Annotated in this window: 14 protein-coding genes and 1 pseudogene; 8 read left to right on the forward strand and 7 right to left on the reverse strand. The window is 53.5% G+C overall.

From position 1 onward, the window contains the following. Positions 1-34 precede the first annotated feature (34 nt). From dnaN to gyrB, 3 genes are read left to right on the forward strand one after another with little or no spacing between them, the layout of a single operon-like run. A complete protein-coding gene (dnaN, locus tag NUV89_RS04815) occupies positions 35-1138 on the forward strand; it encodes a DNA polymerase III subunit beta (RefSeq protein ID WP_185709615.1) in 1104 nt (367 codons plus the stop codon). 10 nt (positions 1139-1148) lie between these two features. Further along, positions 1149-2252: a DNA replication/repair protein RecF gene (recF, locus tag NUV89_RS04820; protein WP_207040235.1), complete on the forward strand. Its 1104-nt coding sequence runs from the start codon at positions 1149-1151 to the stop codon at positions 2250-2252. 4 nt (positions 2253-2256) lie between these two features. After that, a complete protein-coding gene (gene gyrB / locus NUV89_RS04825) occupies positions 2257-4674 on the forward strand; it encodes a DNA topoisomerase (ATP-hydrolyzing) subunit B (RefSeq protein ID WP_017736246.1) in 2418 nt (805 codons plus the stop codon). Between the two features lie 96 nt (positions 4675-4770). On the opposite strand, the gene NUV89_RS04830 is transcribed toward gyrB, so the two are convergent. Then, on the reverse strand, positions 4771-5490 hold the full coding sequence (locus NUV89_RS04830; RefSeq protein ID WP_257780478.1) for a response regulator transcription factor: 720 nt from the start codon (positions 5488-5490) through the stop codon (positions 4771-4773). Between the two features lie 325 nt (positions 5491-5815). On the opposite strand from NUV89_RS04830, the gene NUV89_RS04835 reads away from it, so the two are divergent. Next, positions 5816-8098 carry a CHASE2 domain-containing protein gene (locus NUV89_RS04835; RefSeq protein ID WP_257780479.1) on the forward strand — a complete coding sequence of 761 codons (2283 nt, stop codon included), beginning with the start codon at positions 5816-5818 and terminating at the stop codon, positions 8096-8098. Between the two features lie 182 nt (positions 8099-8280). Here the strand turns inward: NUV89_RS04835 and NUV89_RS04840 are convergent, their stop codons facing one another. The 4 genes from NUV89_RS04840 to glyQ form a co-directional block, all read right to left on the reverse strand. Further along, complete coding sequence (locus NUV89_RS04840) at positions 8281-9051, reverse strand: 1-acyl-sn-glycerol-3-phosphate acyltransferase (protein ID WP_257780481.1); 771 nt, start codon at positions 9049-9051, stop codon at positions 8281-8283. 82 nt (positions 9052-9133) lie between these two features. After that, positions 9134-9670 (reverse strand): D-glycero-beta-D-manno-heptose 1,7-bisphosphate 7-phosphatase, encoded by a 537-nt coding sequence (gmhB, locus tag NUV89_RS04845; RefSeq protein WP_257780482.1) that lies wholly within the window; start codon positions 9668-9670, stop codon positions 9134-9136. Positions 9671-9672: 2 nt separating this feature from the next. Continuing rightward, positions 9673-11727, reverse strand: a complete 2055-nt coding sequence (gene glyS / locus NUV89_RS04850) for a glycine--tRNA ligase subunit beta (RefSeq protein ID WP_257780483.1) — start codon at positions 11725-11727, stop codon at positions 9673-9675. Continuing rightward, complete coding sequence (gene glyQ / locus NUV89_RS04855; protein ID WP_003213601.1) at positions 11724-12677, reverse strand: glycine--tRNA ligase subunit alpha; 954 nt, start codon at positions 12675-12677, stop codon at positions 11724-11726. Before glyQ ends, glyS begins: the two co-directional genes overlap by 4 nt. An 81-nt stretch (positions 12678-12758) precedes the next feature. Here glyQ and NUV89_RS04860 point away from each other — a divergent pair, with 81 nt between their 5' ends. Then, entirely contained in the window at positions 12759-13253 is a 495-nt protein-coding gene (locus NUV89_RS04860; RefSeq protein WP_257780488.1) for a DNA-3-methyladenine glycosylase I, read from the forward strand. Positions 13254-13914: 661 nt separating this feature from the next. Then, positions 13915-14463 carry a helix-turn-helix domain-containing protein gene (locus NUV89_RS04865; protein ID WP_169905663.1) on the forward strand — a complete coding sequence of 183 codons (549 nt, stop codon included), beginning with the start codon at positions 13915-13917 and terminating at the stop codon, positions 14461-14463. 318 nt (positions 14464-14781) lie between these two features. On the opposite strand, the gene NUV89_RS04870 is transcribed toward NUV89_RS04865, so the two are convergent. Together NUV89_RS04870 and NUV89_RS04875 are read right to left on the reverse strand one after the other, a co-directional pair. Beyond that, positions 14782-16308 (reverse strand): hypothetical protein, encoded by a 1527-nt coding sequence (locus NUV89_RS04870; protein ID WP_257780484.1) that lies wholly within the window; start codon positions 16306-16308, stop codon positions 14782-14784. A gap of 384 nt (positions 16309-16692) precedes the next feature. Further along, a complete protein-coding gene (locus tag NUV89_RS04875) occupies positions 16693-18342 on the reverse strand; it encodes a recombinase family protein (protein WP_308220186.1) in 1650 nt (549 codons plus the stop codon). A 15-nt stretch (positions 18343-18357) separates the two neighbouring features. Here NUV89_RS04875 and NUV89_RS04880 point away from each other — a divergent pair. Together NUV89_RS04880 and NUV89_RS04885 are read left to right on the forward strand one after the other, a co-directional pair. Further along, positions 18358-18447, forward strand: a pseudogene (locus NUV89_RS04880) (DNA-3-methyladenine glycosylase I); the annotation flags it as partial. 40 nt (positions 18448-18487) lie between these two features. Beyond that, complete coding sequence (locus NUV89_RS04885; RefSeq protein WP_257780486.1) at positions 18488-19375, forward strand: lysophospholipid acyltransferase; 888 nt, start codon at positions 18488-18490, stop codon at positions 19373-19375. The last annotated feature ends 97 nt before the right edge of the window (positions 19376-19472 follow it).

Here is a 19472-nt window from a genome sequence, read left to right on the forward strand (position 1 = left end):
ACCAGCGCAGCTTATTAAGGCAAGGGACTAGACCATGCATTTCACCATTCAACGCGAAGCCCTGTTGAAACCCCTGCAACTGGTCGCAGGCGTCGTCGAGCGCCGACAGACCTTGCCGGTGCTTTCCAACGTATTGCTGGTGGTCGAAGGCCAGCAACTGTCCCTGACCGGTACCGACCTGGAAGTCGAACTGGTCGGTCGTGTGCAGTTGGAAGAGCCCGCCGAACCTGGCGAGATCACCGTGCCGGCGCGCAAGCTGATGGATATCTGCAAAAGCCTGCCGAACGACGCGCTGATCGATATTAAAGTTGATGACGCCAAGCTGGTGGTCAAGGCCGGCCGTAGCCGTTTCACCCTGTCCACCCTGCCAGCCAATGATTTCCCAACCGTGGAAGAAGGTCCTGGCTCGCTGACCTGCAGCCTGGAGCAAAGCAAGCTGCGTCGTTTGATCGAACGCACCAGCTTCGCCATGGCGCAACAGGACGTGCGTTACTACCTCAACGGCATGCTGTTGGAAGTGTCTGAAGGCATCATTCGCGCCGTGGCCACCGACGGTCACCGTCTGGCCATGTGCTCGATGAAAGCCGACATTGGCCAACCGGATCGCCACCAGGTGATCGTGCCGCGCAAAGGTATCCTCGAATTGGCGCGCCTGCTCACCGAGCCGGACGGCAATGTCAGCATCGTCTTGGGCCAGCACCACATCCGCGCGACCACCGGTGAGTTCACCTTCACCTCCAAGTTGGTTGACGGCAAGTTCCCGGATTACGAGCGTGTACTGCCCAAGGGCGGTGACAAGTTGGTGCTCGGTGATCGCCAGGCATTACGTGAAGCCTTCAGTCGGACCGCGATTCTGTCCAACGAGAAGTACCGTGGTATTCGTCTCCAATTGGCCAACGGTCAGCTGAAAATCCAGGCCAACAACCCGGAGCAGGAAGAAGCGGAAGAAGAAGTGGGCGTTGACTACAACGGCGGCTCCCTGGAAATCGGCTTTAACGTGAGTTACTTGCTCGACGTGCTGGGTGTGATGACCACCGAACAGGTTCGCCTGATTCTGTCGGACTCCAACAGCAGCGCCCTCGTGCAGGAATCCGACAATGACGACTCGGCTTACGTTGTTATGCCGATGCGCCTGTAACAGAAGCTAGATGTCCCTTAGTCGCGTCTCGGTCACCGCGGTGCGCAATCTGCACCCGGTGACCTTCTCCCCCTCCCCCCGCATCAATATCCTCTACGGCGCCAACGGCAGTGGCAAAACCAGCGTGCTGGAAGCCATCCACCTGTTGGGGCTTGCCCGTTCCTTCCGCAGTGCCCGCTTGTTACCGGTTATCCAGTACGAACAATTGGCGTGCACGGTATTCGGCCAAGTCGAACTGGCAGAAGGCGGCAACAGTGCCTTGGGGATATCCCGTGATCGCGGCGGTGAGTTCCAGATCCGTATTGACGGCCAAAACGCACGCAGTGCGGCCCAGCTCGCGGAAATCCTGCCACTGCAATTGATAAACCCCGACAGCTTTCGCCTGTTGGAAGGCGCGCCAAAAATCCGCAGGCAGTTCCTCGATTGGGGAGTGTTCCACGTGGAACCGCGTTTCATGGCCACTTGGCAGCGCCTGCAGAAGGCCCTGCGGCAGCGGAACTCGTGGCTGCGGCATGGTACACTTGACGCCGCTTCGCAAGCGGCCTGGGACCGGGAACTGTGCCTGGCCAGCGACGAAATAGATGAATACCGCCGCGCTTATATCAAAGCCTTGAAACCAGTCTTTGAGCAGACCTTGAGCGAGTTGTTGGATCTCGAAGGGCTGACGCTGAGCTACTACCGTGGCTGGGACAAAGAGCGTGAACTGAGTGCAGTGCTCGCCACGTCCTTGCAGCGGGACCAGCAAATTGGCCATACCCAGGCCGGCCCCCAACGGGCTGATCTGCGCCTTAGATTAGGCGCACATAATGCCGCGGATATCTTGTCCCGTGGCCAGCAGAAGTTGGTGGTGTGCGCGCTGCGTATCGCCCAGGGGCATTTGGTTAGCCAGGCCCGACGCGGTCAGTGTATTTATCTGGTGGATGACTTGCCGTCCGAACTCGACGAGCAACATCGCCGCGCGTTATGCCGCTTGTTGGAAGACTTACGCTGCCAGGTGTTTATCACCTGTGTAGACCACGAATTATTGAGGGAAGGCTGGCAGACGGAAACGCCAGTCGCTTTGTTCCACGTGGAACAGGGCCGTATCACCCAGACCCACGACCATCGGGAGTGAAGGCATGAGCGAAGAAAACACGTACGACTCGACCAGCATTAAAGTGCTGAAAGGTTTGGATGCCGTACGCAAACGTCCCGGTATGTACATTGGCGACACCGATGATGGTAGCGGTCTGCACCACATGGTGTTCGAGGTGGTCGATAACTCCATCGACGAAGCGCTGGCCGGTCACTGCGACGATATCAGCATCATCATCCACCCGGATGAGTCCATCACCGTGCGCGACAACGGTCGCGGCATTCCGGTTGATGTGCACAAAGAAGAAGGCGTTTCGGCGGCAGAGGTCATCATGACCGTGCTCCACGCCGGCGGTAAGTTCGATGACAACTCCTACAAAGTCTCCGGCGGTTTGCACGGTGTAGGTGTGTCGGTGGTGAACGCGCTGTCCGAAGAGTTGATCCTGACCGTTCGCCGCAGCGGCAAGATCTGGGAACAGACCTACGTCCACGGTGTTCCACAAGAACCGATGAAAATCGTTGGCGACAGCGAAACCACCGGTACGCAGATCCACTTCAAGCCATCGGCTGAAACCTTCAAGAATATCCACTTCAGCTGGGACATCCTGGCCAAGCGTATTCGTGAACTGTCCTTCCTCAACTCCGGTGTGGGTATCGTCCTCAAGGACGAGCGCAGCGGCAAGGAAGAGCTGTTCAAGTACGAAGGCGGCCTGCGTGCGTTCGTTGAATACCTGAACACCAACAAGACTGCGGTCAACCAGGTGTTCCACTTCAACATCCAGCGTGAAGACGGCATCGGCGTGGAAATCGCCTTGCAGTGGAACGACAGCTTCAACGAGAACCTGTTGTGCTTCACCAACAACATTCCACAGCGCGACGGCGGTACTCACCTGGTGGGTTTCCGTTCCGCACTGACGCGTAACCTGAACACCTACATCGAAGCCGAAGGCCTGGCCAAGAAGCATAAAGTTGCCACCACCGGTGACGATGCCCGCGAAGGCCTGACCGCGATTATCTCGGTAAAAGTGCCGGACCCTAAATTCAGTTCCCAGACCAAAGATAAGCTGGTGTCTTCCGAAGTGAAGACCGCAGTGGAACAGGAGATGGGTAAATACTTTTCCGACTTCCTGCTGGAGAACCCGAACGAAGCCAAGCTGGTGGTCGGCAAGATGATTGACGCCGCACGTGCCCGTGAAGCCGCGCGTAAGGCCCGTGAGATGACCCGCCGTAAAGGCGCATTGGACATCGCTGGCCTGCCAGGCAAACTGGCTGACTGCCAGGAGAAGGACCCTGCCCTCTCCGAACTGTACCTGGTGGAAGGTGACTCTGCTGGCGGTTCCGCCAAGCAGGGTCGTAACCGTCGCACCCAGGCCATCCTGCCGTTGAAGGGTAAGATCCTCAACGTCGAGAAGGCACGCTTCGACAAGATGATTTCCTCCCAGGAAGTCGGCACCTTGATCACTGCGCTGGGCTGCGGTATCGGCCGTGACGAGTACAACATCGATAAGCTGCGCTATCACAACATCATCATCATGACCGATGCTGACGTCGACGGTTCGCACATCCGTACCCTGCTGCTGACTTTCTTCTTCCGTCAGTTGCCGGAGCTGATCGAGCGCGGCTACATCTACATCGCCCAGCCGCCGTTGTACAAAGTGAAAAAGGGCAAGCAAGAGCAATACATCAAAGACGACGACGCCATGGAAGAGTACATGACGCAGTCGGCCCTGGAAGATGCCAGCTTGCACCTGAACGACGAAGCCCCGGGTATCTCCGGTGAGGCGCTGGAGCGTCTGGTCAACGACTTCCGCATGGTGATGAAGACCCTCAAGCGTCTGTCGCGCCTGTACCCTCAGGAGTTGACCGAGCACTTCATCTACCTGCCGGCCGTAAGCCTGGAGCAGTTGGGCGATCACGCCGCGATGCAGGATTGGCTGGCCCAGTACGAAGTGCGCCTGCGCACCTCCGAGAAGTCCGGCCTGGTGTACAAAGCCAGCCTGCGTGAAGACCGTGAACGTAACGTCTGGCTGCCAGAGGTCGAACTGATCTCCCACGGCCTGTCGAACTACGTCACTTTCAACCGCGACTTCTTCGGCAGCAACGACTACAAAACCGTGGTGACCCTGGGCGCTCAACTGAGCACCCTGCTGGACGACGGCGCGTACATCCAGCGTGGCGAACGCAAGAAGCAGGTCAAGGAATTCAAAGAAGCCCTCGACTGGCTGATGGCCGAAAGCACCAAGCGCCACACCATCCAGCGCTACAAAGGTCTGGGCGAAATGAACCCGGATCAGTTGTGGGAAACCACCATGGACCCAAGCCAGCGTCGCATGCTGCGCGTGACCATCGAAGACGCCATTGGCGCAGACCAGATCTTCAACACCCTCATGGGTGATGCGGTCGAACCTCGTCGTGACTTCATCGAGAGCAATGCGTTGGCGGTTTCTAACCTGGATTTCTGATCGAGGTAACCGCTAAACCAAAAAGGCCAACGCTTAGCGTTGGCCTTTTTTATTGGGTGAAAATACAGCCTATTCGAAAATGCTCCACGTGGAACATCACGGCGAAGTCGCCGCCACACTCTCCAACCGATACCCATACCCGTAGATCGTCAACAGCTGCCAACCCCTGTCTGCCGTAAGCCCCAGCTTGTTGCGCAGTCGGTAGATATGCGTGTCCAAGGGCCGCGATGACACCATCTCTTCATGGGTCCAAAACCGCTCATACAGGTACTCACGGGACAGCGGCCGCGCCAGGTTGGCAAACAGGCAGCTGGCCAATCGGTACTCACGCTCAGTGAGGTTGATCGGCTTCCCCGCGCGGGTCACGGTCAATTCGGCGTCGTCAAAGGTCAGATCATTGAAGCTCTGCAATTCATGGGTTGCCGACTTTTGCAGGCCATGCCGACGCAACACCGCCGCGACCCGGGCCTTCAGTTCGTTGGGCCGAAAAGGCTTGCTGACGTAATCATCGGCGCCGCTGTTCAATGCGGTGACGATGTCGCTCTCGGCATCCCGGCTGGTGAGCATGATGACCGCGGGCGGCGACTCCATGTGTTCGCGGGTCCAACGCAGCAGGGCGATGCCGGTGATGTCCGGCAGTTGCCAGTCGAGGATCAGCAGGTCGAAGGTTTCCCGGCGCAGTTGGCGCAGCAGGTCTTCACCGCGTTCAAAGCAGTGCAGGGTCCAAGGCTGTTCGGCGGTGCTGGGGATCTGTCGCAGTGTCTGTTCCACCCGGCGCAGTTCGGCGGGTTCGTCATCCAGTATTGCGACACGCATGGGTGGTCCTTTCGTCTTGAAAAGTATGGCAGCCGTTGGCCTGTTTCGAATAAGGGCACGTGCTGCATAGATGCCGGTCGTTGAATCTGAAGAATTGTGCGCAGATTCATCGACCCCTTGGATCTCTCGGTACGCTGGGATCAATCAGCGGTTAAGCCTTTGAAAGTCCTCGGTACCTGTGTGGGAAAGATACCGGCTCCTGACCGTAAGTAAAAGGATCAGCCGACGCGTGCGCTGTCGTAAACTCCAGTGTCGTCCTACGATGAGCAAAGCCGCGGTCCATGACATCGTCCACCACTCGACAACAGCACAGGCACGTTGACCTATGATGCTCTGGGGCAAGCCCGAAAAACGCCAACCCACCCACGCCCAACGGCTGTTCCATGGCCTGGTCCGCGAATGGTTGTGGATTGGCCTGCTGTTGCTGCCCATCACCGCGTACTTGTCCCTGAGCCCCGGCTTGGCGTTGAACAACCCGCTTTACGACAGCCTTCGCCGCCTCACGCCCCTGCCGGCAGACCCGCGCATCCTGTTGGTGACCATCGACGGCCCCAGCCTTAAAAAGCTGGGCCAATGGCCCTGGCCACGCAGCTTGCACGCCGACCTGATTGACCGCCTGAGCGCCGCGCAACCGGCCGCGATCCTGTTCGATGTGGTCTTCAGCGAGCCGGGCAACCCCGCCAATGACAAACGCCTGGCTGACGCAGTGTGCAATGCCGGCAACGTCTTGTTGCCGTTGTTGCGTGAAGGGCCGGCGAGTTACATCCAACCCGCAGAACAAATGCAGCCGCTGCTTAAATGCGCCAAGGGTGTGGGGCATATCAATGTCGAAGCGGACAATGATGGCGTCGTGCGCAGCCTGTATTTGCGTGAGGGGCCGCTGGATGCCATGGCGCCGCAACTGGCTTGGCTGGCCTATGAGATGGGCACCCAGCAGCCCGCACCGATGCCCGGTGAGTCCCACGGCAAAGCCAGCGAACAGTGGCACCGTGAGCATGGCATTCGCATTCCGTTTATTGCGGCCCACAGCCACTTCCCCAGTGTGTCCTACGTCAGCGTATTGCGCGGTGAAGTCTCCCCCGAGTTGCTGCGCAATCGTTTGATCCTGGTCGGGGCGACCGCTTCTGGAATGGGTGATCGTTTTGCCACACCCATTTCGTCCACGCTGGGCACCACGGCCGGTGTCGAGATCCAGGCCAATGTGCTCAACGGTTTGCTGCAAGAGCGCAGCATTGTTGATCTGCCCGGGTGGTTGGCGGCGCTGATGGCGACGTCCGTGGTGGCCCTGCTACTCGGCTTGCTGCTCTATCGTCCGCGTTACGCGCTGTGGATGACGCTGGGCTGCATGACCACTGCGCTGATCGCTTCCTGGGCTTTGTTGCGCCTGGGCCATTGGTGGTCCCCTGCCGCCTGCCTGATCGGTTTGCTGCTCAGCTACCTGATCTGGAACTGGCGACGCCTCAGCGTGATCCTGGCCTACTTCGGCTGGGAACTGGCGCGCCTGGACAACGAACCCAAAGTGCTGCCCGAACGCCGCCGTGCACCCGCCAGCAAAGGCGATGTCTTGCAGGGCCGTATCTTTGCCCTGGAGCAAGCCGTCAGCCGCACCCGCGACACCCGCCGGTTCATGGCCGATGGCCTGGAGTGCCTGCCGGTGGCGACGCTGATTACCGATCCCAAGGGCAATATCCTGCTGGCCAACCGCATCGCCCGGGAAGTGTTCGGCAGCGACCTGGTCACCGACAACCTGCTGGAGCAACTGGCCGACCTGGGCTATCCACCGCTGCACAACGGCATGCGCCCTGCCCTCTCGGCGTTGGAGCTGGTCGAGTTCCGCGATATCCACCAGCGCAGCCTGCGCATGGAACTCGCGCCCCTGCTGCCTGCAGAAGGTGACGTCGCACTGGGCTGGCTGCTGAGCCTGACGGACCTGAGCAAGGAGCGTGAAGCCCAGCAGCACCGCGAGACCATGCTGCGCTTCCTCTCCCACGACTTGCGTGCGCCGCACTCGGCGATCCTCGCGCTACTGGATGTACACGGCAGCGAGTCGCCGGTATTCGCCCAGATCGAGCAGCAGGTACGCCGTGCCTTGAGCCTCACCGAATCCTTTGTGCAGTTGGCCAAGGCCGAGGCGGACGGCTACCACTTCCAGCCGACGCTGTTCGCCATGCTGGTGATGGATGCGTTTGACCAGGTGGCGTTGCTGGCCCAGCTCAAGGGGATTCATTTGGTCCATGACCTGGATGAAGCTGACGAGGGCATGGTGTCGGCCGATCAATCGCTGCTGACCCGTGCGTTGTTCAATGTCCTGGAAAACGCCATCAAGTATTCGCCTTCCGGCACCACCGTCAGGTTGCGCCACGGCACTACGGCAGGCTGGCTGGAATGCCGCATCAGCGATCAGGGCGCGGGGATTGCCGCCGAGGACTTGCCGGAGTTGTTCAGCCAATACCGGCGCTTCGAATCGGCCCAGGGCAGCGATGGCCTGGGGTTGGGGTTGACCATGGTCAAGGCCGTCGTGGAACGCCATGGCGGGCGTATCAGCTGCGAAAGCGTGGTGGGCAAGGGCACCACGTTCAGCCTGCAACTGCCGCTGTTGGAAGACTGAAAAACGGACTTTTTCGCTGTGCATAAAAAACCGGTCACAAGGACCGGTTTTTTAATGCGAGAAAAAACTTATGCACCTTTTCCCGAATTTTATGACCTCAGGAAATATGTAAGTAAATCAGCTTGTTATGAGGCAAAAAAGCCAATTCGCCAACATTCCGTACACAGGTTATCCACAGATGCTCAAGCCGCTGGCACCTGCGCCACAACCGGCTCCGGTGGCAGCGAGCCCATGGCGCGTTGCTGTGCTTCATTCCAGGCCGCTGCCCGGTCATTCAGCGCAGCGATAGCCCGCGGGCCTTCGCCTTCGGCATACATCGGTTCACCAATCACCACGGTGATAGTACCAGCGCGCTTGGCCCAGCCTTCCTTGGGCCAGAACTTGCCGGCGTTGTGTGCGATCGGCAGTACCGGCAGGTTGGCATTGACCGCCAATGCCGTACCGCCCCGGGAGAATTTGCCCACGGTGCCAAACGGCACCCGTGTGCCTTCCGGGAAGATCAGCACCCACACACCGTCCTTGAGCAGCTCGTCACCCTTCTTGGCCACGTGCTTGAGCGCAGCCTTGGGGTTGTCACGGTCGATCGCGATCGGTCGCAACATGGCCATGGCCCAGCCAAAGAACGGCACGTACAGCAACTCACGCTTGAGCACCTGGCTCAGGGGCGAGAAGTACGCCGAGAGGAAGAACGTCTCCCAGGTGCTCTGGTGGTTCGACAGAATCACACAGGGCTGGTCCGGGACGTTTTCAGCGCCCTTGATCTCGAAGCGAATGCCCAGGAACACCTTGGACAGCCACAACGCACAGCGGCACCAATACACGTTGATAAAGCGATAGCGCGCCTTGAACGGCAAAAAGGGCGCGATAAAAAAGCTCAGGGTGCACCAGAGAAACGAACTGGTGCCCAGCAGCAGGTAAAAGAAAAAGGTTCTGATGGCCTGCAAGATCGACATGGCGGCATTTACCGTTGCGGGGCATGGCCCGCCTGTTAAAAGCGCACTCCCGAACACTCCTTGGTCAGGATGTCGAGGGCGACTAGTTGTTGATAAGTTCTGCGGCAACCGCCGCCAGATCGTCAAAAATCAAGGTGCCCACCGGCAGGGTTTTCGCCTGGGTCTTTTCGCCTTTTCCGGTCTTCACCAAAACTGGCTGAGAATCGACGGCTTTGGCCGCCTCCAGGTCACCGAGGCTGTCCCCGACGAACCATATCCCAGCCAACGGCACCTTGTAATGTTCTGCAATGGTTTTCAACATGCCAGGTTTGGGTTTGCGGCACTCGCAGCCCTCATCCGGCCCGTGGGGGCAGTAGACCACCAGCCCCACCTCACCGCCCTGCTCGGCCACCAACGTGCGCAAGCGCGCGTGCATGGCGTCCAGGGTGGCGATGTCGTAGTAACCGCGGGCGATGCCGGACTGGTTGGTGGCGATGGCCACCGTCCAGCCGGCTTTGCTCAACTGCGCGATGGCCTCGATCGAACCGGGCAGTGGCACCCACTCCGCCACCGACTTGATGTAAGCGTCGGAGTCGTAATTGATTACCCCGTCCCGATCGAGAATCAGCAGTTTCAACATGGTCAGCTCAGCGTCGAGATGTCGGCGATATTGACGAACAGACCACGCAGGCGCGCCAGCATGGCGTAGCGGTTTTTGCGCACACCCGCATCTTCGGCATTGATCATCACGGCTTCGAAGAACGCATCCACCGGGTCACGCAAGGTGGCCAGGCGCGCCAGCGCTTCGGCATAGTTGCGCTCGGCGATCAGCGGTTTCACCGCCGTTTCAGCCTTGGCAATGGCCGAATTCAGCGAAAACTCCTTGGCGTCGGCAAACAGGCCAGGGTCGACGTCCGCATTGCCCAGGCCTTCGGCCTTGCTCAGCAGGTTCGACACACGCTTGTTCACGGCGGCCAGGGCGTTAGCTTCCGGCAGTTTGCGGAAGGCCTGCACGGCTTGTACGCGCTGATCGAAGTCCAGCGCCGAACCCGGTTGCAGGGCACGCACCGCCAGGTACACCGACACGTCCACGCCTTCGTCTTCGTAACGCGCACGCAGGCGATCGAACACGAACTCCAGCACTTGCTCGGCCAGGCCGGCTTGCTTGACCTTGGCACCGAACTGGCCAACCGCGAACACCACGGCCTGGGTCAGGTCGAGGTCGAGCTTCTTGTCGATCAGGATACGCAGCACGCCCAGGGCCGCACGGCGCAGGGCATACGGGTCTTTGCTGCCGGTGGGCAGCATGCCGATACCAAAGATGCCCACGAGGGTGTCCAGCTTGTCGGCAATGGCCACGGCCGCACCGGTCAGGGTGCTTGGCAGCTCGGCGCCGGCACCGCGCGGCATGTACTGCTCGTTCAGGGCCAGCGCCACATCGTCCGGCTCGCCGTCGTTGAGGGCGTAGTAGTAGCCGGCAACACCTTGCATCTCCGGGAACTCGCCGACCATCTCGGTGGCCAGGTCGCACTTGGACAGCAGGCCCGCACGCGCAGCCCAGGCGGAATCACCGCCAATGCGCGGCGCAATGTAGGCGGCCAGCTTGGAAACGCGCACGGCCTTGTCGTAGACGCTGCCGAGCTTCTCCTGGAACACCACGTTCTGCAGGCGCAGGTTGAAGTCTTCCAGCTTCTGCTTCTTGTCTTGCTTGAAGAAGAACTCGGCATCGGTCAGGCGCGGGCGCACGACTTTTTCGTTACCGGCGATGATCTGCTGTGGGTCCTTGCTTTCGATGTTGGCCACGGTGATAAAGCGCGGCAGCAACTTGCCGTCCACATCCAGCAGGCAGAAATACTTCTGGTTGTCCTGCATGGTGGTGATCAGGGCTTCTTGCGGCACGTCGAGGAAGCGCTCTTCGAACGAGCACACCAGCGGCACCGGCCATTCAACCAAAGCGGTCACTTCGTCGAGCAGGCTTGGCGGCACGATGGCGGTGCCTTCCTGCAGACGGGCCAGCTCTTCGGTACGCTTGCTAATCAGCTCGCGACGCTCGTTGGCGTCGGCCAGCACGTAGGCGGCACGCAGGTCGGCGGCATAGTTGGCCGGCGACGTGATGCGCACCGCTTCTGGATGGTGGAAGCGATGGCCACGGGACTCACGACCGGCCTTCTGGGCAAGGATGGTGCAGTCGATGACCTGGTCACCGAGCAGCATCACCAGCCATTGGGTCGGACGCACGAACTCTTCCTTGCGCGCACCCCAGCGCATGCGCTTGGGGATCGGCAGGTCGTTCAGGGAATCTTCGACGATGGTCGGCAACAGGCTCGCGGTCGGCTTGCCGGTGATGACCTGGCTGAAGCGCAGTTTCGGGCCGCTCTGGTCGATCTCGCTCAACTCGACGCCGCACTTCTTGGCGAAGCCCAGCGCGGCTTGAGTCGGGTTGCCTTCGGCGTCGAAAGCCGCCTGGCGTGGCGGGCCGTCGAGGTTGATGCTGCGGTCCGGCTGCTGGGTTTCCAGCGCGGTCAGCAACACGGCCAGGCGGCGCGGCGCGGCGTAGACTTTTTTCGCGGCGAACTTCAGGCCAGCGCTGTGCAGGCCTTTTTCGATACCGGCCAGGAACGCGTCGGCCAGTGTGTTCAGTGCCTTGGGTGGCAGCTCTTCGGTGCCCAGTTCAACCAGGAAATCTTGAGCACTCATTGTGCAGCCTCCAGCTTAGCCAACACTTCATCACGCAGGTCCGGGGTCGCCATCGGGAAGCCCAGCTTGGCGCGAGCCAGCAGGTAGGCTTGAGCGACGGAACGCGCCAGGGTGCGTACACGCAGGATGTATTGCTGACGCGCGGTCACCGAGATCGCCCGGCGCGCATCCAGCAGGTTGAAGGTATGGGACGCTTTCAACACCATTTCGTAGCTCGGCAACGGCAGCGGCTGGTCGAGTTCGATCAGGCGCTTGGCTTCGCTTTCATAGAAGTCGAACAGTTCGAACAGCTTCTCGACGTTGGCGTGCTCGAAGTTGTAGGTGGATTGCTCCACTTCGTTCTGGTGGAACACATCGCCGTAGGTCACTTTGCCGAACGGGCCATCAGCCCACACCAGGTCGTAGACCGAGTCCACGCCTTGCAGGTACATGGCCAGGCGCTCAAGGCCGTAGGTGATTTCGCCGGTGACCGGGTAGCACTCGATGCCGCCCGCTTGCTGGAAGTACGTGAACTGCGTCACTTCCATGCCGTTGAGCCAGACTTCCCAGCCCAGGCCCCAGGCGCCGAGCGTTGGCGATTCCCAGTTGTCTTCGACGAAACGGATGTCGTGGACCAGCGGGTCCAGGCCGACATGCTTGAGCGAGCCCAGGTACAGTTCCTGGAAGTTGTCCGGGTTCGGCTTCAATACCACCTGGAACTGGTAGTAGTGCTGCAGACGGTTCGGGTTTTCGCCGTAGCGGCCGTCAGTCGGGCGACGACTGGGCTGCACATAAGCGGCGTTCCAGGTTTCCGGGCCGATGGCCCGCAGGAATGTAGCGGTGTGGAAAGTGCCGGCGCCTACTTCCATATCGTAGGGCTGAAGTACCACACAACCTTGCTCGGCCCAGTATTGCTGGAGGGCGAGGATCAAGTCTTGGAAGGTACGCACGGCTGGCGTAGGCTGGCTCACGAAATTCACCTGTTACTTGGGCTGCGATTTAAAGAGCGGGAGTATACCCGATTCGGCCGCGCCACCATCCCCTGGAGCCTTATGCCACGCTGCTTTTGGTGTTCTGAAGATCCGCTGTACATGGCATATCACGATCAGGAGTGGGGAACGCCGCTGCGCGATGCGCAGGGCTTGTTCGAGTTGCTTTTGCTCGAAGGGTTCCAGGCGGGCCTTTCCTGGATCACCGTTTTACGCAAACGCGAGCATTATCGAAAGGTCTTGTTTGGTTTTGATGCACAACGCTTGGCAAGGCTCACCGATGCCGAAATCGAAGCGCTGATGCTCGACCCTGGCATCGTGCGCAATCGCCTCAAGCTCAACGCCACCCGCCGTAACGCCGCCGCCTGGCTGGCGCTGGAAGATCCGGTGACGTGGCTCTGGTCGTTTGTCGGCGGCGTGCCCAAGGTCAATCACTTCAAGGACCGCAGCGAAGTCCCGGCGATCACCGCCGAGGCTGAAGCCATGAGCAAAGCCTTGAAAAAGGCCGGTTTCACCTTTGTCGGCCCGACCATTTGCTACGCGCTCATACAAGCATAGTCAATTCGCATGGTAGGCACCAACTCCGTGCGCCCGAAACGCCGCATAGGCGCGGGCGCTGTCTGGGCAGGGGGTTGCCCTAGACCGTCGCCCGAAGGGGCGGGTACGACGGTCATAGAGGTGGGTGAATCATCCAGCAGGGCTAGCCGAATAGCTTTTAATGCTTTTCCGCTTTTGGCCCCCAACCGGGGGGTTTGGGGGGGATTTCACAAAACATAAAAGTAAATAACGGCAGTACCTGCCGCAAACGAAAACAGCTAAAACATTTAAGAACTTTTCAATTTAATAAGAATTTAAAAAATAAAATGCTACTGTTTAGTTAAAGCACTTTTATCTCTAATGTGCATAGTAAATTACCTCCCTCTTAAAGGTCTTATTAAAGTCTTACATCTTAAGAACCTCTCAACACCAATAAAATCAATACTTACAAGAAATAAAAGTTGATAATTTAATCAACCGAAGTTGATTTTTTAATCAACTGCAAGTTGACGATTTTATCAACCAGAGTTGACGATTTTATCAACTATGAAAAATGACTATTTTTCTGAATAGATAAGTTTTGAGAGAGCTTTCTCAAAATAAACAATTATTTCTCACTTACGTCTACTTTTTATCAATTCAAATGATACGCTATTTATATAGACATAATATAGGTGCGTTAATGAATGATTCAATGTGTGGTTTAGAAATAGAAAATGATGATGGAAGTATCGGCGCTTTACAAAAAGAGTGTTTAAAGAAAGAGCTAAATGACAAAACGCTAGAAGCTGTTGATGATTTGCTGGGTGATAAAAAATCTAATATTAACATTGATGTAAATGTAAAAAGAGATAAGCCAAAAGTCATATTAGGGCAGTTTTTCATCGGATTTGCAGAGAATCTATTGCAATTAGACTTAAAACCGACAGAGTTTAAAGTCGTTATATACATATTGAAAATGATGGATTACGGGAACTTGGTAAGTCTTAAACAATCAACAATCGCAAAAGATTTAAAGCTTGATAAAAGTGCTGTTAATAGAGCGTGGAAAGAACTCATTACAAAAAAGGTTTTAGTTGATAACAACGGGCATATCTTTTTTAATTCCAATTTTTGCGCCAAGGGCTTATCAAGCTCATTAGATAAAGAAAGAATTGAGAATCTAAAACGTAGTAATGTTTCTGATGAAAATATAAAGCAAATGTTGAATTTGGACGTAAAGAAAAAATAGAAATGAAGACTATGCCGCAGGTACTGCGGTGTTTTTTTATTTGCTTCTGTAATATATGACCGAAGCATAATTATTCTCTTGAAGAACCATAGTTGTGTTCGTTTGCGGCAGGTACTGCCGTTATTTACTTTGTATGTTTGTATTATCCCCCCCAAACCCCCCGGTTGGGGGCCAAAAGCCTTAAAAGCTATTAAAAGCGATTTAGCTATTCTCTCTTACTGATTCATACATAAGATTGACCCTGGCGGGTCAAGGTGAATTAATCGTGTCCAGATAGGACGCCCACGACTATGCGTCGTTTGGGCGTAGCGCCATGAATTACATCTTTGGTCTTTTAAGTCCAAGAACATCTTGTTTAACTCGATGGTCAGACTGTTTAGCAAATTCATCAATCATTTCATTGGCTGGTTCATCAGTTCCAAACTCTTCTGCTAATTTATTAATATTAGCTCGAATTTCAATCTGCGTTTTACTATTTTTAATTCTGCTCATTTTCTCTATTATAAAATCACTAATTAATGTTCCTATATTTTCGAGACTGTCTTTCATTCGGTGGTACTTATCAGTCATAAATTCAACGGCGGTAGTTAGTTTATCGAGCTTCTTGTCCATATCATCAAGTTTATTTCTCTTTGTTACTTCTTCCCTGTCCATTTCGTCAAGTTTATTTTGTTTTGTTATTTCCTCCTGGTCCATCTTATCAAGAGTTTTTTTCTTGGCTGTTTCTTTTTTGTCCAGTTCGACAATGCTGTTTTTTAGCTGATTCTCTTTTTTATCTAAATTCCTAATATTATTCATTTGTTTTTTTATTCGAAGGTTATTGAAATTAAATTGCCTGTCAATTTTTGGTCGTTTTGCGTCTTCTTCAATCACCCTCATACGAGCTTTATTTTCTTCGGTCTTTTCTAGAACTTTCGCATTTAATTTGTATTTCTCATTATTGAGTGTTTCATTAGCGTGAGCATAGAAAAGAACTTGAAAATATTCAGCTTGTAATTTTTTACGTTTATAGCCACTTGGTTCGTTTTTCAAAACTTTCAATCGTTCTTCGTCAATGTTCTTTTCTACGAATCTATATTGTGCTTTTAGTAAGTCGTGCTTGTTGGTTTTTTTGTTCTTTGTAGAAACGAATATGTGAGAGTGTTCGTCTGATTCATCACCGTGAATAGCAATGGCTTTGATTTGATAGTCAGGAAAGTTTTTCTTGTAAAACGATGATTGAATTTTCACTATATCGTTTAAAGAAACTTCAACCTCATTTCTCGCTGGTATTTTAAAAACAGCCTCTTGAATAACTGCCTCATTGAGCCCTATGTCTTTCGTGTTATTTGGATTTAGCACCTTATTGTGAAGCTCTATAAATTTGCCGAGGCACTCAATCTTTTGGTTCTTTCTTGTTAATTCAAATTGACCAAAATGATTTTTTTCTATTTTACTGTCTAATTCAGTTTTTGAGTTTATGATATTGTTAAGATAGTTATATAGCTCTGGATTGTCAGTTGATGCTTTAAGTATTTTGTTAAGTTTTGCTTTATACTTACCCAAATCATTTTTATTTTCTGTGTCAATTGAGTTGGATTTTTTGTTAACTTTTACCTCGTCTATGATGTTGGAAATTATGTTAACTCGTTCCTCTTGTGATAGAGAATCTAAGTTAAAGACTTTATTTTGTTCGGGCAAATAAATTTGATTATGTGCGGATTTAGAATCGTCCCATTCTAAATTTTTGGTGGGGTTGTTAGGCGTAACTCTCAACGAATGCTTCAACGATTTTTGAAGTGTAACGATACCCTTTCCGCTATTCTTGTAATTCATTTGTCTGTAAAATATTGTTATGTTTTTCATCCTGTTCTCGGTTGTTATTTTGGTGAAAGTGTTATGAAAATAATTAGCAGATTGCTAAATTTTTATAACTCGTTTCACTTCTAAACAATCGAAAATAGTATGAGCGACAGCGTTACTGTTTTAGATTTTTTAGTGCCCTTGATTTTGACTTTCGCTTTTTGCTTTTGCTTCTGTCTCAATGACCAATTGCGAGCTAACTATTCCCTCACTTTTGAGCGCAGCGAAAAAAGTGTGGGGATAGTGTAGCGAGTTACTTAATTACTTCGCATTTTACACTTGTACTAATATATTAGCATTTGAATGTCATACTTCAACTTTTAAGCAACTATTTTTTTATAGTGAAGTCCTTTTGCTTGCTTGATTTTAATCAAGCGAGAAAAAGGGCTAGTAACTTCTTCTTATGTGATTAAAAAAGCGAGCCCTTTTATCCTTGGAAATTTTATTGAACTCAACGTCAATATACTCATCTTTTGAGTTGTAACTAATCTCTAAATCAAGTTCATTGCTTGATACAATATGGATTGTAAAATCAAATGATTTATTAAAGTCAGAGATTGAAATACTGACTGTCTCGCTCTTCAATATTTTATTTATTATGGCTCTTTTATTTTCATCTTTTAATGCTTCATCAAGCTCTGAATAATTAAAATCATTGAGGTGTTTTTGTGCTGTGTCGAGTGCAAGCAATGCTTTCAGCTCGTCAATTTTTTCGTTGAGCTTTTCTGTCTGTTGTTCTAATTCATTAAGACGATTCACAAGCGCTTTATTGACAGTTCCTAACTCAATAGCTTTGATGATATTTTCTTTCTGTTCTTCTATTTTTAAATATTCAGACTGTGCATTTTCCAAAACTTTCAGATTTGAATTACTGGATTTTTCTTTGAGTAGATTCGCTTTCAAAATGTTCAAATTAAAGTTTGAGAAAAAGGCATTTTCTACATCGTTGTAGTTGTACCACTTTCGTCCAGCGTCTCTACATTGATTTGATTCACTTGCCGTGCAAACGAGATATTTTTTTTCTCCACCAATCCATTTCATATGCGACAAGCGCATAGGCGCATCGCACGCAAAGCAACGCATTACGTTTCTAAATATATTTTTAAAACCTGACACTCGCCCTGCGCTTTTATTTACCGCTGATTTTTTTCGACTTTGAATCTCTGTTCGTAGTTCTTCAAACTCCGAACGACTAATCAGAGCGGGGTAATAGTCATGAATAATTTCATGCTTTACCCTTTTTTGATTTCCGCTTTCGTCATACTCGATTTTGTTTGTTTGTAAATCGCCGCATACCGCCGGGCGATTTAATAAATGCGATACTGTTTCTTTGGTGATTTTTTTTGATGATGTTTGTAGTAAGTTCATTTTTGCCGTAACTGCGTACATACCATACGTTTTAAGCAGTGATAGACATAGTTTAACGTCAATTGCTTCTTCTTCTTTTATCTTCAACCCTTCATCTGTTTTTTCAATCCAAAATGGTAATGAGCCGTAAGCGATTTTTCCTTTCTTTGCATTTTCTCTGCGCTGTTTATGTTGTTCAGTGATGCGATTAGATTTTGTTTTACTTTCATCATATGCTCTATACAAGAGCGTTTGGATTTCAATACCTTCAATAAATTGATTTTCTGAATTAATTGAATATTTTTTAACGGGCGAAAGTGTCGCTATGTCAATGCCGTATTTGATAATATCAAGAATTACAGAATGAGCTATATAACCGCCTTGGCGTGAAATTCGGTCAAAACTCTCGATAATCAGAATTGATCCTTTTTCAATTTCGTTTCGTTTAACTCTTTCAAGAAAGTCTTTAATTGCGCCTTTTTTAACGTTTTTACCATTGAACGACGAAAGTCTATCTAAAAAAACAGGTTCGATTAGTTCGGCATTATTTTCAGTCAAAAAACGCTCAATCTGGGCGAGTTGGCGACGCTCGCTGTCGCCTCGCGCCTGCTCCACGGTACTCATCCGCACATAGGCATAGGCCGGTGTTTTTCGTGTCATAGTCAGTCTCACAAGGCTTCGTAGGTGCATTCTAGCGCTATACGAATAGCTTATGCTTGTATGCAGGCCAGCGGCATGGTCATGGACCACACCCAGGACTGCGACCGTTACGCGGACCTGGCCAACGCCGGTTAGAATGCCGGCTTTGCGCACCACACACGATCAGGAGTGACCTGTGGAAAAGTTGAAAGGCGCCTTGCTGGTAGGCGCTCTCCGGTTATTTGCCCTATTGCCTTGGCGCGCCGTCCAGGCCGTCGGCACGGCCATTGGCTGGATCATGTGGAAAACCCCCAACCGCTCCCGCGACACGGTGCGGATCAACCTGTCCAAATGCTTCCCCGACATGGACCCGGCCGCCCGCGAGCGCCTGGTGGGCCAGAGCCTGATGGACATCGGCAAATCCCTCACCGAAAGCGCCTGCGCGTGGATCTGGCCGGCCCAACGCTCGATTGACCTGGTCCGCGAAGTCGAAGGCCTGGAAGTGCTGCACCAAGCCCTGGCCTCGGGCAAAGGCGTGGTCGGCATCACCAGCCACCTGGGCAACTGGGAAGTGTTGAACCACTTCTATTGCAGCCAGTGCAAACCGATCATTTTCTACCGCCCGCCCAAGCTCAAGGCGGTGGATGAACTGCTGCGCAAACAGCGCGTGCAGTTGGGCAACCGCGTGGCGGCATCCACCAAGGAAGGCATTCTCAGCGTTATCAAGGAAGTGCGCCGGGGCGGCCAGGTGGGCATTCCCGCCGACCCGGAGCCGGCCGAATCCGCAGGCATCTTCGTACCGTTCTTTGCCACCCAGGCCCTCACCAGCAAGTTCGTGCCAAACATGCTCGCAGGCCACAAGGCCGTGGGCGTTTTCCTGCATGCCCTGCGGCTGCCGGACGGTTCGGGTTACAAAGTGATCCTGGAAGCGGCACCGGAAGACATGTACAGCACCGACACCGCCACGTCCTGCGCGGCGATGAGCAAGGTGGTGGAGCGTTATGTCGGCGCCTATCCGAGCCAGTACATGTGGAGCATGAAGCGCTTCAAGAAACGCCCGCCGGGTGAGGAGCGGTGGTACTGACTTAAGGGCAACACAAAACAAAATGTGGAAGCGGGCTTGTGTGGGAGCGGGCTTGCTCGCGAATGCGGAGTGTCAGTCACTGAATATGTGGCTGACA

It is taken from the genome of Pseudomonas sp. 18.1.10, from assembly GCF_024655625.1.
GTDB lineage: Bacteria > Pseudomonadota > Gammaproteobacteria > Pseudomonadales > Pseudomonadaceae > Aquipseudomonas.